Raw genomic sequence first — 13765 nt, forward strand, 5'->3', positions numbered from 1 at the left:
TCCGATTTATTAACCTTCTACACGATATACGCTCTTAATTTGGTAAATAACGTCTAAACCTTCAAATTCCGCTAACACACGATTCATTGCTGCACGATTCGCATTATGCGTAATGATAATAATTTCCGCATTCGGATTGCTTGTATTCGGATGCTGGAATACTGATTCCAAGCTAACTTCTTGAGCGGAGAATACTTGTGTAATTCTAGCAAGCACACCCGCTTTATCGGCAACGTGCAGAAGAATAAAATATTTGGATTCGATCTGCTCGTCTGTTTTCATTTTGGTTTCTTTGTATGGCTTGAATGTTTCACGTCCATTAACGCCTAATTTCAAATTATGAACCACAGCGACTAAGTCTGCGACGATGGAAGTTGCCGTAGGCAATTCGCCTGCACCTGGACCATAGAACATCGTTTCGCCAACGGATTCACCATATACATAAACGGCATTGAAAACACCGTTCACGGAAGCAAGTGGATGCGAAGTTTTCACCATCGTTGGCTGTACAGATACGGCAATATGATCATCCTTGCTTTCCGCAATTCCTAGCAGCTTAACCTCGTAACCTAGTTTTTTGCCGTATGCGATATCTTCCTTCGATACTTGGGAGATTCCTTTCACTTCCACATCGGATAAGGCTACACTCGCATGGAAGCCAAGCGTTGACAGGATGGTCATTTTGCGGGCTGCATCTAATCCTTCGACGTCGGAAGTTGGATCTGCTTCGGCATATCCAAGATCCTGCGCTTCCTTAAGAACATCTGCATATGCTGCGCCTTCTTGGCTCATTTTGGTTAAAATGTAGTTGGTTGTTCCATTGACAATCCCCATGATTTTCGTAATTCGATCCGAAGAGAAGCCATCCACAAGCGTGCGAATGATTGGTATACCGCCAGCTACAGAAGCTTCGAAGAAAATATCACAGCCCTTATTAGCTGCTCGATCCATAATCTCCTTGCCATGCAGTGCAACTAAGTCTTTGTTCGCAGTTACGATATGCTTTCCGTTATCTAGTGCACGAAGGATGTATTCCTTGGCTAGTTCAACGCCACCCATTACTTCGATGATGACATCGATTTCCGGGTTATCCAGAATATCATTAGGATTATCTGTTAATTTGGATGAACTGATCGAAATGTTCCGATCCTTCTCCATATGCTGCACAAGAATTTTCTCGATCACAATTGGTGATCCTGTCTTACGCTGCAAATCCTCTTGATGACCTTCTACGATACGGACAACCCCCGTACCCACAGTTCCAAGACCCAACAATCCTACTTTAACTGGTTTCATCTCTACTCCTCCTAAATAATTTCATATATTCGAAAATATTAGACTCGCTTCAGTTTTAGATAGCGCCACCTTGTCCTATTATTTTAGCTTGTCTTACACCGTCTGTTGACACGATAGCATCGATAAGTTCATAAATCTGCTCCCCTATTAATGAGGCTTCCACAGATAGAGTCACATTCGCCCATCCTTGCAGCGGAATGGTTTGATTAATCGTGAGTACATTTCCATTATGACTAGCGATTGTAGCTAGAACTTTGGATAATGTGCCTGATCGATGCTCAAGATCCATTCCAATCGTTACAATCTGATCACGAGCCATTGTCGATAGTACATGAATGCCATCCTTATAACGGTAGAATGCGCTTCGGCTTAAATCTACTTTCTCCACTGCTTCATGAATCGTTTTCACTTGGCCTTTGGCCAGTAGCTCCTTGGCTTGCACAGTTTTGAGGATTGCTTCAGGGAGAATATCCTCTCTTATTAAATAATAGTTCATTTTTTTATCTGGCAAGTTGTTATCGTCCTCTCCAGAAATACGTTTGTATCTTATAAGAGGACATTATACGCAAAATGTTGCTGCTCGGCAATGGGTATTTATTGAGATTATCCATTCATATTAACAAAATTGTACAATATGTTAAATTGTTTTTTGTAGATATACATTCAAGAAATTGCCCAGCACTCTTTGCTGTGTTACGCTAGCTCATATATCACGAAGAGGTGCTCTTATCCATGATCAAACTACGACTATTGTCTACTGCGCTGTTATTTAATAATCGTAATGAACTATTAATGATGAAACGAGCTGCCAATCGGACTTTATCTCCAGGCAAATGGGGAGCAATCGGCGGTCATATGGAGCCTTATGAAATTGCTTCACCCAAACATACATGTCTGCGTGAAATAGAAGAGGAAACAGGAATTCAGGCGGCGAATATTGAAGAATTACAATTAAGATACGTTCTTATTCGGCTATATCATACAGAAATCCGGCAACAATTCTTTTATACAGGCTTTACGAATGCTGAACCAACGATCGAAACGGAAGAAGGCGATTTATTCTGGGTGCCTAAACAGGAGGTGCTAAGCAGCAATCGCGATCTGCCGCATGTATTTCGTTCGCTGCTTACGCATTATTTTGATCATGAAGATTCCGCTCATCCTTGGATTGGGGTTGCAGGAAAAACAGCAGAAACGGATGAACCCTGTATTCGGTGGAATCCATTGATTGACCCAGGTATAATTTAAGCTTTAGGTTTGCCAGCATGATGCACATGAAATGATGTATTAGAATCATTCTATTTAAGGAGGAGAGCGTATTATGGGGGCAGATCGGCAATTGCAGGATGTCATTCAACAAGGAAGACAATTCTTCCACAATGGGCGGACAATGGATGTTGAATTTCGAATTGAGGCTCTTAGGATGTTTCAAGCCGGCTTACGTCGACATGAAACGAAGTTAATGGAGGCTCTGAAGCTTGATCTGAACAAATCACCGTTTGAAGCCTACTCGTCTGAAATTGGCATGCTGCTTGAGGAAATCGGCATCGTGATCAAACAGCTTCGTCGCTGGGCTAAGCCTACGTCAGTCAAAGGCTCTATGGTATTGTTCGGGGCACGTGGTCAAATTTATCATGAACCCTTCGGTCAGGTCCTGATTATCTCGCCTTGGAACTATCCCTTGCTTCTCAGCCTATCCCCTTTAATTGGTGCCATTGCGGCAGGGAATACGGCCGTCCTTAAACCATCTGAATTAGGTGCTCATTCCGCTGCAGCGATTGCGAATTTAATCGAAGATACGTTTAATCGTACGTATGGGGAAGGATATGTAAGCGTTGTGGAAGGTGGGGTAGAGACGAGTACGGCTCTGCTTGCAGAAAAGTTTGATTATATTTTCTTTACAGGCGGTACTGGAGTAGGTCGTGTCGTGATGGAAGCTGCAGCCAAGCATCTAACACCTGTAACGCTAGAGCTCGGCGGGAAGAGTCCTTGTATTGTTCATCGTGACGCTGACGTCAAGCTTGCAGCAAAACGCATCGTATGGGGGAAATTCCTGAATGCAGGACAGACCTGCGTTGCACCAGATTATATACTTGTACATGCAGCAGTTAAAGATGAGCTCATTCGGCACTTGCAAGAGCAAATCATCCAATTTTTTGGTAGCAAGCCATTAGAAGCACCCCAGACTAATCTTCCTAACATCATTAACAGTCGACATTTCGGGCGTCTTCAGGAGCTTCTACATAGCACCAAAGGGACCATTGTCTGTGGAGGTATAACAGACGAATCACGCAAGCTGATCGCACCTACCATTATCGATCATATCACCTGGGACGATACCATCATGGCTGAAGAGATATTCGGTCCACTTCTGCCGATTATTTCTTTTACCGACTTGGAGCAGGAAGTAATTGGGCCGGTTGTTGCTCGTCCTAAGCCACTTGCGCTATACTTATTTTCCGAATCAGACGAGATTCACGAGCATATCTTAAGCCGCATCTCCTTTGGAGGTGGCTGCGTTAATGATGCCGTTATGCATCTTGCTTCCAAACATATGCCATTCGGAGGTGTCGGAGCGAGCGGATTTGGCGGTTATCATGGCAAAAGCTCATTCGATACGTTCTCTCATCACAAGAGTGTGCTTAAGCAGACAACACGCTTTGACCTGCCGTTCCGTTATCCGACGATGAAGAATGGATTAACATGGATTAAACGTTTTATGAAATAGCAAGAGGCAATAATAGTATCAATACGAACCAGGAGTGAATTCTAATGCTAATTAACTTAACAAGCAAGCTAACCGATCCAAACATTAAGGAATTGATCTCCTACGCTATGTTTCCTGATCCTGAACGGATTGAAACAGCGCTTAAACAATACGAAACAGATGAAGCCTTGACTCTCTATGGCTATGAAGAAGACAACAATATCGTTGGGCTTATTGGTGTGCAGGCAGAAGCAAATGATAAGCTGATCATCAAACATATTGCAATCCAGCCTGAGAACCGTATGAAAGGTTATGGACGGGGATTGATTCTAGAGCTTATTGAACAGAGTAAGCCCTTAATTATAGAAGCAGAAACAGATGTAGATTCAGTTGATTTTTACAGAAGCATTGGTTTTACGGTCTATAGTCTCGGAGATCTCTATCCAGGTGTGGAGCGATTTCGCTGCCTATATGAAGTTGAGCCTGAAGAGGAAGATAATTAGCCGTTAATGCAGGATGGCAAGTGAATGATGCATCGCTAATTGACGTACTAATTTAAGTCGATCGGTGTGGTCCTGCAGATAAAAAGTTGAATCAGTGAATAAATACTCAATGCATGCTAGGGAGGCTTGATGGGCTTTCGTTTCGCAGCCGAGCAGATAATAGCAAACCTGATAACAATGAAGCTCATATTGTTTGAGAACATCGATTTTCCTATTAAACACATGACCATCACTAAGCTCAGGTTTGTCTAGAACATCTGTTATCATGTTGATCCTCCCTTTTATCCGACAATGTCATTTACTACATCATTAAGTTAAACACCGATTCTTTTATTGTAGTTGCAATAATTTAATTTTCTAATAACTATTTCTTAAGAAATCTTAAATAATACAAGGGGATGCTAAGAAATCATAACCGATTTCTTAAGGCATCCCCTTGTTTGTTAAACAATATGGCAGGCAACATAATGATCATTGCCAACATGACGAAATTCAGGTTTTTGCGATTTACAGATGTCTACAGCAAATGGACATCTCGTATGGAACTTACAACCTGCTGGCGGATTCGCTGGACTTGGAATATCGCCCTTCAAGACGATTCTCTCACGCTTTAGCTTAGGTACAGGCACTGGAATAGCTGACATCAACGCTTTCGTATACGGATGGAGCGGATTGCTGAACAATTCATCCCTTGGAGCTGTTTCCATCATCGAACCTAAGTACATAACACCAACACGTGTACATAGATGCTCAACAACGCTTAGATCATGCGAAATGAATAGATAAGCGAGTCCACGTTTTTTCTGTAATTGTTGGAAGAGGTTAATGATTTGTGCTTGGATCGATACATCAAGGGCAGAAACAGGCTCATCTGCGATAATAAGGTCAGGATTCAGTGCAAGTGCACGGGCAATCCCGATCCGCTGACGCTGACCACCTGAGAATTCATGTGGAAAGCGATCAATCTGATAAGCGGATAATCCACACAGCTCCATCACCTCAAGTACATGATCGCGAACATTTTCCTTCGTGGCTAAGCCATGATCAAGCATCACCTCTCCAATGGCATCACCGATTCGTACACGTGGATTGAGCGAACTATAAGGATCTTGGAAGATTAATTGCATCTTCGGTCGCAAGGAGCGCAGCTCCTCTTTATTGACTCCATACAGATCAATCCCTTTAAACTTCACTTCCCCTTCTGTCTTATCGTGAAGACGAAGAATCGTTTTTCCAACCGTACTTTTGCCGCTGCCAGACTCCCCTACGAGCCCGAATGTTTCACCAGCATTAATTGTAATACTAATATCATCTACGGCTTTAACATGTCCCACTGTACGATTGAGCAGACCAGCTTTAATCGGAAAATATTTCTTCAGGTTCTTAACTTCAAGTAGTACTTTAGACATGTTGTCCCTCCTCCTCATACAACCAGCATGCTATTTTATGCCCGTTCTCCATCTCCTTCAGCTTAGGCTGATGAGTTTCACAGATCGACATGCATTGACCACAACGATCATGGAAATAACAGGATTCAACTAGTTCTAGTGGATTCGGAACTTGTCCAGGAATGGAATAGAGCATCTCTTGACGCTGCCCGATAATCGGTTTCGATTTAAGTAAGCCTTTGGTATACGGATGCTTAGGACGCTCAAATATTTCTTCGACTTCGCCTTCCTCAACAATTTTGCCTGAGTACATAACAATTACATAATCAGCCATTTCAGCAACTACCCCAAGATCGTGGGTAATTAGCATAATGGACATATTGGATGTTTCTTTGATATTGCGGAGCGTTTCGAGTACTTGTGCCTGAATCGTAACATCAAGCGCAGTAGTTGGCTCATCTGCAATTAATAATTTTGGATTGCAAGATATGGCGATAGCAATCATGATCCGTTGCAGCATACCACCTGATAATTCATGTGGATAGGAATTGGCAATTTGCTCTGCACGAGGAATCCCTACGATTTCAATAAGTTCAATTGCACGAGCAAGTGCTTGCTTTTTGTTCATTTTTTGGTGGATCATGAGCGGTTCCATAATTTGCTTCCCAATTGTAATAACTGGATTTAGCGAGGACATGGGCTCTTGGAAAATCATCGCAATATCATTTCCACGAACCTGACGAAGCTGTTCTTTGCTAATATTTAATAAATCTTTGCCGTCAAAATTAATTTGGCCATCGACTACTCGACCATTGGGTCCTTCAACAAGTCCCATAATCGACAGTGCAGTGATACTTTTACCACAACCAGACTCACCTACGATACAGACAGTCTCCCCTTTACGAATACGGAAACTCACATCGTTAACCGCCTTAATATCTCCAGCCGAGCTGCTAAAATAAGTGCTTAGGTTCTTAATCTCAATTAAGTCATTCATCTGCTGTTATTCACCTACTTCTTCTGTTTTGGATCGAGAACATCTCTCAGACCATCACCAAATATGTTAAAGGCAATAACGGTTACGAAGATCGCTACACCTGGTGGTATCCATAACCAAGGATGTTGCTCAAAATCTATAATGTTATTTGCAGCATCGATCATATTCCCCCAAGTTGGCGTTGGAGGCATTACACCAAGCCCGAAGAAGCTAAGAGCAGATTCTGATAGAATGGCGCCACCAATGCTAAGCGTGGAAATAACGATAAGTAGTGGAACGATGTTAGGCAACAAGTGATTGAATAGTTTGCGTCTGTCACGAAGGCCTAGTACGGTTGCTGCTTGCATATATTCACGTTCACGCAAGCTGAGCATCTGACTTCGAACCATCCGTGCAATTCCAGGCCATCCAATGATGCTGAGCATGACCATAACCATATACATCCGATAATCGGTAGGTACTTTCCAATCTGACAGCAACGCACCAACAATAAACATAATAGGTAATCCAGGAATGGTCATGAGCAAATCAGCAATACGCATGAAGATCTGATCGACAATTCCACGGTAATAACCTGAAATAATCCCAATTAACGTTCCAATGAAGACAGAGAGTATCATAGAAGCAATCCCGACTGTCAATGAGATACGACCAGCTTGAAGAAATCTGGTTAATACATCTCTTCCCAGAAGATCAGTACCTAACCAATGCTTCGCATCTGGCGGCATGTTCATAATAGCAGGATTAATTTTGTTATCGGCATAAGGTGAAAAGAGAGGACCGATAAAGCAAGCTAGAAGCATAATGACAACAATAATTAATCCTGACATCGTAAGCTTGTTTTTCATTACATCATGCATAGCCTGACGCCATAGTGAAGTGCGCTGTTCAGAAATCTGTGGTGTTTTCTTTGCTTTAATCAGTTCACTAGTTGTATTAGACATAACCGATCCTCCTTCTTAAAGTCTGACACGTGGGTCGGTAGTATGATAAAGAATATCCGAGATTAACGTACCGATAACTGTGAGAATGGCGAGAAACATCGTGAACCCCATTAGCAGCGGATAATCTCTGACAGTGAAGGAGGACATATACAGTTGACCGATTCCTGGCCAGTTGAAAATTTTCTCCAAAATAATAGATCCACCGAAAAGCCCTGGAAGCTCAAACCCGACAAGTGTTATCGCTGGTAGCATCGCATTCTTCAGTGCATGACGATAGAGAACTGCTCTTTCTCTCAGCCCTTTGGCACGCGCTGTACGAATATAATCCTGCTTGATAACATCCAGCATATTGCTGCGGAAATAACGGGTAAGCGATCCAACACCAAGCAGCACCATAATGATCACTGGCAGTGTCATGTGCTTGATCACATCTTCGACATACGCTAAGCCGACCGCATTGCTACCCGTTGAAGTCATACCACCTGGCGGTAAGAGATGCAGGTCAACTGCGAATATTTTAATAAAGAATAGACCGATAAAGAACGATGGAATAGACATTGCTGCAAAAATCCCGATCATCACTAGCGTATCGAACAAAGAATATTGTTTATATGCAGAAATAACACCTACTACAACCGCAAAGAACCATGTAAAGAAGGTAGCTACAATCGCTAGTAGGAATGAGTTCCAAACATAATCATTAAACAGCTCAAGAACAGGCTTCTGCTGAGCTAGTGAATAGCCAAAATCCCCTTGGAAAATATGGGAGATCCAAGTCATATATCGCTCTAATAGTGGCTTGCTTAAACCGTATATTTCTCTTAGCTCTGCTTTACGCTCAGCACTTAAATTCATATTGTTAGATACAAAGTCACCTGGCGTTAATGCATATAAGAAGAAAATCAACATGGATGCACCAAGCAAAATGAGAACCATGTAAATGAATCTGCGGAGTAAATATGTGCTCATGTTCGGCTCCTTTAATTATTATCCCCGACTGCCTAGCTACTAGCTAAGGTCGGGGATAATAGATTTATTTTACTTCAATTCCCAATTTGGCAAGCTGTGAGCCAGTCCAGCAAGTGGATTCAGTTCAATGCCTGCAATACGCCCGCTATATGCTGAAATGGATTTGCTGTAGCTTGTAAACATGATTGGTAGTTCATCATTAAGGATTTGGAACATTTCATGATAAATTTTCTTGCGTTCTTCCACGTCATTTGTTGCTAAGCCTTTAGCATACAATTCATCTATTTTCGGATTGTTATAACCTTTAGTCTCACCTTTCACGAATCTTGATACCCCTTGTGAAGGATCGCTGATAATCGTAGTAGAGAAAGAAGCCATGTCATAATCTCCACCATCTACTTTTGCAGACAATGTGTTGAAATCTGGGAATTGCTCCGGCTCAAATTTAACGCCAATCTCTGCATAGTTCTCTCTTGCTACCCCGATGAAGATATCGGTATTCTTACTCTTAGAGCCTAAATAGTGAATGGTTAATTTCTTGCCGTCTTTCTCACGAATTCCATCTGAGCCAACTTTCCAGCCTGCTTCATTAAGTAATGTTTTTGCTTTCTCTGGATCGTATGGATACGGATTAATGCCTTCTTCTGTATAGGACCACAGAATTGGTGAAGAAGGAATGTTAGCAACAGTAGCAGCACCTTGTCTGGAGTCAACATAGATCAATTGACGGTTCAAGCCGTATGTCAATGCTTGCCTAACACGTTTGTCTTTTAATTGATCATGCTCAAGGTTAAATTTGTTAAAGCCATAGTTACTAGCAGTAGTAGGAACCATGTCTACGAAACCAAGCTTTTTCAATTTTTCAATATTATCGGTTGTAGCTGCGAAGTTAGCAAAATCTGTATCACCAGTTTCGATGAACTGCCAAGTATCGCCCTCTGTTGTCTTATAAATAAAGTTCTCTGTCTTCGGTTTACCTGCATAATAGTATTCATTAGCTACGAAGCGAACTTCTTGACCAGGAACGAACTTAACAAGTTTGTATGGTCCATTGCTTACTGGTTTCTCATGAAGTTTCTTTAAATAGTCAAGTTCCCCAAATATGTAATCCTTGCCATAGTAAGCTTTGGATAAGATATCTCCACCTAGCACGGTAAGTGCAGTTGCATTAACATCCTCAAGTGTAACGCTAATAGTTAATGGATCAATGATCTTGATTCCTTCGATGGAAGTTGCTTTCCCTTCTTTGTATGCTTGACCGCCTACTATTCCAGCTTCAACAACTTCATTCAAACCATCATAATTTTTATCATGAAGAAGTGTCCATGTGAACGCAACATCTTCTGTTGTCATTGGTGAGCCGTCGCTGAATTTCAAATCTTTGCGCAAATGGAACGTATATGTCTTCTGATCTTCTGAAACATCCCACTTCTCAGCGAGACCAGGAACTGGCAAACCTTCTTTATCAATCTTGACTAGTGGTGTAAATAATACAGATGATACGTTACCGTCATAACCAGATTGCTGGAAATAAGGAGTGAATGCTCCGCTTGGGTTTGTTAACCCTACAATGATCGTATCCGTGCGTTTCTTTGCTGCTTCTGGTATTTTGGACAAATCTGTTGCTTTAATAATGCCAGGTACCCCATTATCTGCTGGTGCTGGCGAGCCTTGTGGTGCAGCCGTTGAAACGGTTGGTGTACCTGTAGCTGCTGGTGCTGCTTTGTCACTAGAGCATGCTGTCAATGCGAGTGAACCTGTTAAAGTAAATGCGAGTAATGTGTACAATTGCTTCTTCATAAATATTTCCCCCCATAGTTTGATAACTACTTTCGCCTTAATTAACCTTCGTTCAACTGAAGAATGCGAATCCCGTTAATTCCGATTAATCTTATAAAACATATCGGAATTAAATTAGTTTTTATTATAAGAGCCAAATCACGATCTGTAAATATAAATGTTAAAAAAATTCTGTAATTTTAATAAAAAAAATTAAAATATCAAAAAACCCACAATACGTATCTCGTATTGTGGGCCGTATAACTTGCTTAATTATTGCAATGCTAAATTTAAATTGTCCTTTGCTAAATCATTCAGGAATCCCGACGATTGCTCTAAATAAGCTTCAGCTCTCGTTTGGTAAATCAACTCATGTGTAGCACCTGGTACTATCCACACTCTTGATAACGGATTTGTCTGGTTGGCTGCGATCTCCTCAGCCAGCTCATATGGCGCACGTTCATCTTGATCACCATGAATCATCATGATCGGAATATCAAATGATTTGGTTAAGATGCGTTCTGACGGTATGTCCTTAAATCCAACTCCGTTAAGGATTGAAGAGAACATTTGAACGAGTGGTACCGTTGGATATTTAGGTAAATTCACAATTTGCTTTACATTATGGTATAGCGTATCCGAGTTAAGAATAAACGTGCTATCGAGAATCATGCCATCTATTGCCGGCTCTAATAAAGCTGCTTGTAAGGCAGTTCCTGCCCCCATTGAGAAGCCCCATACGTATACCTGCTCCATTCCACGATCTTTGAGAAATTGGATAGCACCAAGCAATTCCTGTGATTCTTGCTTGCCTCCTGTCATCAATTGATTTCCGCCTGCATGCGCATAGCCATAGTCGAACATCAGCACATTATATCCTCTCGCATTCATCTCACTTGCAAGCTTATATATAGGAACCCATACCTCTTCGCGGTTAGCTCCATAACCGTGAGAGAATACGATACTTTTCTTAGAATGAGTAGGAATAAACCATCCCTCAACACTTGTCTTGGCATTCGCACTTGGAATCGTAACATCCTCATAAGCCAGCCCTAGTTTAAGCGCTGGATTAGATTGTAAATGCTCTATCGTAGGTCGAGCTAGCGTCCATGCCATATAGGCATGAAATACAAGCACAGCGAGTAATAAAATGCCAGTAACACTCGTGATGTAGATGATTAGACTTTGTTTGACACGCGATCGAGGCAAATGAACAGGGTGAATCGTCGGCTCCGTTAATTGACCAGAAATTGGATAAGTGGACGCAGTTGTAACTGACATAGGATAATTCGCCTCTCTTTCGAACGATTATCTCTATGTTATTATGTTAACGCTTACATGTGTCGAAATTTATACAATTTTAATATAATTGTAAACTTCCTGTAACAAGCAAAAGCCTAACCTAACCATCCTTTACTTTGAGCGATGGAAATGGCATCAATGCGATTCTTCGCATTTAACTTTTGCATAATTTCGGACGTGTAATTACGAACTGTTCCATTAGTCAAAAACAATTCCTTGGCAATCTCCTGCGAGGACTTGCCTTCAGCGATCATCAGCAATACAGATTGCTCTCTCTCCGACAACGGGTTATCTTCTACCCATAATGATAATGCCAGTTCCGGTGCAACAACCTTGCCTCCGTTCATAATCGTACGCAAGGAGCTTGTTAAATCATCAATCGGTGAATCTTTTAACAAATAGCCATGAATACCTGCTCGTGTCGCTCGCTGAAAATACCCCGTACGAGCAAATGTCGTCAGAATTACGACGCGAACAGGCAGCTTGAGCTTATTCACCTGTTCCGCAACATCTAGTCCGCTAAGTTCGGGCATTTCAATATCCATAATACATAAATCGGGCTTCAGCGATTGGATTAGTTCCAGTGCCTTCTGTCCATTCTCTGCTTGACCAACCACTTCTATATCATCTTCAAGGCTTAGTAATGCACTAAGTGCACCACGCAGCATCCCCTGATCTTCAGCAATTACAATTCTCATTCTGCATTTCCCCTAACTGCGATTCCCTTAACAATTCTAGGTACGATCATACTTAATAATGTGCCGCCGTCGGGCATTTTCCCAAGCTTCAGCTTTCCTTCGATAAGATTCAATCTCTCTTGAATCCCAATGATTCCCCTGCCAGATTGCTGGCTATTGTTGGCCTTATCATTACCCGACTGATCTGCCAATCCAACACCATCATCAATGACATCAATCCGAATTTCGGATGTACTCTCCACTAGCTGAATTTTGCACATAGTAGCATGGCTGTGCTTAACGACATTATTAATCGCTTCACGCAAGCAAAGTGCAAGCATATTACGCACAAGAGGTACTGCTTCTAGCATATCTGCATCACCAGCATATTCAAACTCAATATCAGCGGCCTTCAAAATTTGCTCAGCTGCTTGAATTTCTTGCTCTAGCGATACGGAATGCATCTCTGCCAATAAATCACGCAGCTGCTTAAGAGCGGAGCGTGAAGTGGCTTGAATCTCCTTGATTTCCTGCGTTGCCCTTTCAGGATCCTTAGTTACCAGTTTACCAGCAAGCTCACTCTTGAGGGTAATGAGGGATAAGGTATGCCCTAATGTATCATGCAGATCACGAGCAATTCGTTGTCGCTCTTGATTCTTAATTAATCGTTCAATCTCATCATTAGCGGAATGAAGCTGCTTCTTTAGCCTTCGCGATTTATCATACGTCCATAGACCATAAGGCATCGCGATCGAGAGAAAGAGAGGGATGAACAATTGATACAATTGACCCGCCTGAAAAGCATCCCAATACCGATAAATAACAAATCCATATATAGCAGCGGAAAAACCTCCAAATATATACACCCAACGCAACGATTCTTTATCGACTCTACTCACCAGATACGTCGAGAAAAAAATCATGAAATAGTAGTTTGCGTCATATAAAACACAGAATGCTAAGATGTTAAGCATTAAGCACGATAGATAAATTTTTAAATAGATACTATGTCCATAGCATAACGCATAATTGACAACAAAGAGGATGATTAGAATAAATCCTAACCATGATTCTTTTAAAGGCAAAGTTGTTAGATAAATGATAGGATATAGCAGATAGATAAGCCATATCCATTCAAAGAAACCCATTTGTTTGAAATTTATACCAAATTTCTCAAGAACTGCTTTTATTTGTTTCAGCATT

At 41.6% G+C, this 13765-nt stretch carries 14 protein-coding genes; 3 read left to right on the forward strand and 11 right to left on the reverse strand.

The window, feature by feature from the left end; translation table 11 throughout:
- Positions 1-9 precede the first annotated feature (9 nt).
- Positions 10-1296 carry a homoserine dehydrogenase gene (locus E0485_RS18415; protein WP_132419543.1) on the reverse strand — a complete coding sequence of 429 codons (1287 nt, stop codon included), beginning with the start codon at positions 1294-1296 and terminating at the stop codon, positions 10-12.
- Positions 1297-1351: 55 nt separating this feature from the next.
- Positions 1352-1792 carry an ACT domain-containing protein gene (locus E0485_RS18420; protein ID WP_132419621.1) on the reverse strand — a complete coding sequence of 147 codons (441 nt, stop codon included), beginning with the start codon at positions 1790-1792 and terminating at the stop codon, positions 1352-1354.
- Positions 1793-2028: 236 nt separating this feature from the next.
- On the opposite strand from E0485_RS18420, the gene E0485_RS18425 reads away from it, so the two are divergent.
- The 3 genes from E0485_RS18425 (at position 2029) to E0485_RS18435 (ending at position 4506) form a co-directional block, all read left to right on the forward strand.
- Entirely contained in the window at positions 2029-2544 is a 516-nt protein-coding gene (locus E0485_RS18425; RefSeq protein ID WP_132419544.1) for an NUDIX domain-containing protein, read from the forward strand.
- Positions 2545-2617: 73 nt separating this feature from the next.
- Positions 2618-4024, forward strand: a complete 1407-nt coding sequence (locus E0485_RS18430; protein WP_132419545.1) for an aldehyde dehydrogenase — start codon at positions 2618-2620, stop codon at positions 4022-4024.
- Between the two features lie 44 nt (positions 4025-4068).
- Complete coding sequence (locus E0485_RS18435; RefSeq protein ID WP_132419546.1) at positions 4069-4506, forward strand: GNAT family N-acetyltransferase; 438 nt, start codon at positions 4069-4071, stop codon at positions 4504-4506.
- A gap of 3 nt (positions 4507-4509) precedes the next feature.
- Here E0485_RS18435 and E0485_RS18440 read toward each other — a convergent pair whose 3' ends face one another.
- The 9 genes from E0485_RS18440 to E0485_RS18480 form a co-directional block, all read right to left on the reverse strand.
- Positions 4510-4773 (reverse strand): hypothetical protein, encoded by a 264-nt coding sequence (locus E0485_RS18440; RefSeq protein ID WP_132419547.1) that lies wholly within the window; start codon positions 4771-4773, stop codon positions 4510-4512.
- Positions 4774-4949: 176 nt separating this feature from the next.
- Positions 4950-5915 carry an ABC transporter ATP-binding protein gene (locus tag E0485_RS18445; RefSeq protein ID WP_132419548.1) on the reverse strand — a complete coding sequence of 322 codons (966 nt, stop codon included), beginning with the start codon at positions 5913-5915 and terminating at the stop codon, positions 4950-4952.
- Positions 5908-6891: an ABC transporter ATP-binding protein gene (locus E0485_RS18450; protein ID WP_132419549.1), complete on the reverse strand. Its 984-nt coding sequence runs from the start codon at positions 6889-6891 to the stop codon at positions 5908-5910. Before E0485_RS18450 ends, E0485_RS18445 begins: the two co-directional genes overlap by 8 nt.
- Positions 6892-6905: 14 nt before the next feature.
- Complete coding sequence (gene opp4C / locus E0485_RS18455; RefSeq protein ID WP_132419550.1) at positions 6906-7835, reverse strand: oligopeptide ABC transporter permease; 930 nt, start codon at positions 7833-7835, stop codon at positions 6906-6908.
- 15 nt (positions 7836-7850) lie between these two features.
- Complete coding sequence (locus E0485_RS18460) at positions 7851-8804, reverse strand: ABC transporter permease (RefSeq protein WP_132419551.1); 954 nt, start codon at positions 8802-8804, stop codon at positions 7851-7853.
- A 69-nt stretch (positions 8805-8873) separates the two neighbouring features.
- Complete coding sequence (locus E0485_RS18465) at positions 8874-10604, reverse strand: ABC transporter substrate-binding protein (RefSeq protein WP_132419552.1); 1731 nt, start codon at positions 10602-10604, stop codon at positions 8874-8876.
- A gap of 252 nt (positions 10605-10856) precedes the next feature.
- Entirely contained in the window at positions 10857-11864 is a 1008-nt protein-coding gene (locus E0485_RS18470; RefSeq protein WP_132419553.1) for an alpha/beta hydrolase, read from the reverse strand.
- Between the two features lie 116 nt (positions 11865-11980).
- Positions 11981-12583: a response regulator transcription factor gene (locus tag E0485_RS18475; protein WP_132419554.1), complete on the reverse strand. Its 603-nt coding sequence runs from the start codon at positions 12581-12583 to the stop codon at positions 11981-11983.
- The gene (locus tag E0485_RS18480; protein WP_132419555.1) at positions 12580-13764 is read right to left on the reverse strand and encodes a sensor histidine kinase; all 1185 of its coding nucleotides are present in this window, start codon (positions 13762-13764) and stop codon (positions 12580-12582) included. The genes E0485_RS18475 and E0485_RS18480 overlap by 4 nt, the downstream gene beginning before the upstream one ends.
- Position 13765: the final 1 nt, after the last annotated feature.

Origin of the sequence: Paenibacillus albiflavus (assembly GCF_004344915.1) — a bacterium.
In the GTDB taxonomy this organism is placed as follows: Bacteria; Bacillota; Bacilli; order Paenibacillales; family NBRC-103111; genus Paenibacillus_AM; species Paenibacillus_AM albiflavus.

Excerpts from the sequence above, each read along its gene's own strand:
- E0485_RS18420 (WP_132419621.1), bottom strand. The coding sequence starts at position 1,792 with ATGAACTATTATTTAATAAGAGAGGATATTCTCCCTGAAGCAATCCTC.
- E0485_RS18460 (WP_132419551.1), bottom strand. The coding sequence starts at position 8,804 with ATGAGCACATATTTACTCCGCAGATTCATTTACATGGTTCTCATTTTG.
- E0485_RS18445 (WP_132419548.1), bottom strand. The coding sequence starts at position 5,915 with ATGTCTAAAGTACTACTTGAAGTTAAGAACCTGAAGAAATATTTTCCG.
- E0485_RS18425 (WP_132419544.1), top strand. The coding sequence starts at position 2,029 with ATGATCAAACTACGACTATTGTCTACTGCGCTGTTATTTAATAATCGT.
- E0485_RS18480 (WP_132419555.1), bottom strand. The coding sequence starts at position 13,764 with ATGCTGAAACAAATAAAAGCAGTTCTTGAGAAATTTGGTATAAATTTC.
- E0485_RS18430 (WP_132419545.1), top strand. The coding sequence starts at position 2,618 with ATGGGGGCAGATCGGCAATTGCAGGATGTCATTCAACAAGGAAGACAA.
- opp4C (WP_132419550.1), bottom strand. The coding sequence starts at position 7,835 with ATGTCTAATACAACTAGTGAACTGATTAAAGCAAAGAAAACACCACAG.
- E0485_RS18475 (WP_132419554.1), bottom strand. The coding sequence starts at position 12,583 with ATGAGAATTGTAATTGCTGAAGATCAGGGGATGCTGCGTGGTGCACTT.
- E0485_RS18450 (WP_132419549.1), bottom strand. The coding sequence starts at position 6,891 with ATGAATGACTTAATTGAGATTAAGAACCTAAGCACTTATTTTAGCAGC.
- E0485_RS18440 (WP_132419547.1), bottom strand. The coding sequence starts at position 4,773 with ATGATAACAGATGTTCTAGACAAACCTGAGCTTAGTGATGGTCATGTG.
- E0485_RS18470 (WP_132419553.1), bottom strand. The coding sequence starts at position 11,864 with ATGTCAGTTACAACTGCGTCCACTTATCCAATTTCTGGTCAATTAACG.
- E0485_RS18415 (WP_132419543.1), bottom strand. The coding sequence starts at position 1,296 with ATGAAACCAGTTAAAGTAGGATTGTTGGGTCTTGGAACTGTGGGTACG.
- E0485_RS18465 (WP_132419552.1), bottom strand. The coding sequence starts at position 10,604 with ATGAAGAAGCAATTGTACACATTACTCGCATTTACTTTAACAGGTTCA.
- E0485_RS18435 (WP_132419546.1), top strand. The coding sequence starts at position 4,069 with ATGCTAATTAACTTAACAAGCAAGCTAACCGATCCAAACATTAAGGAA.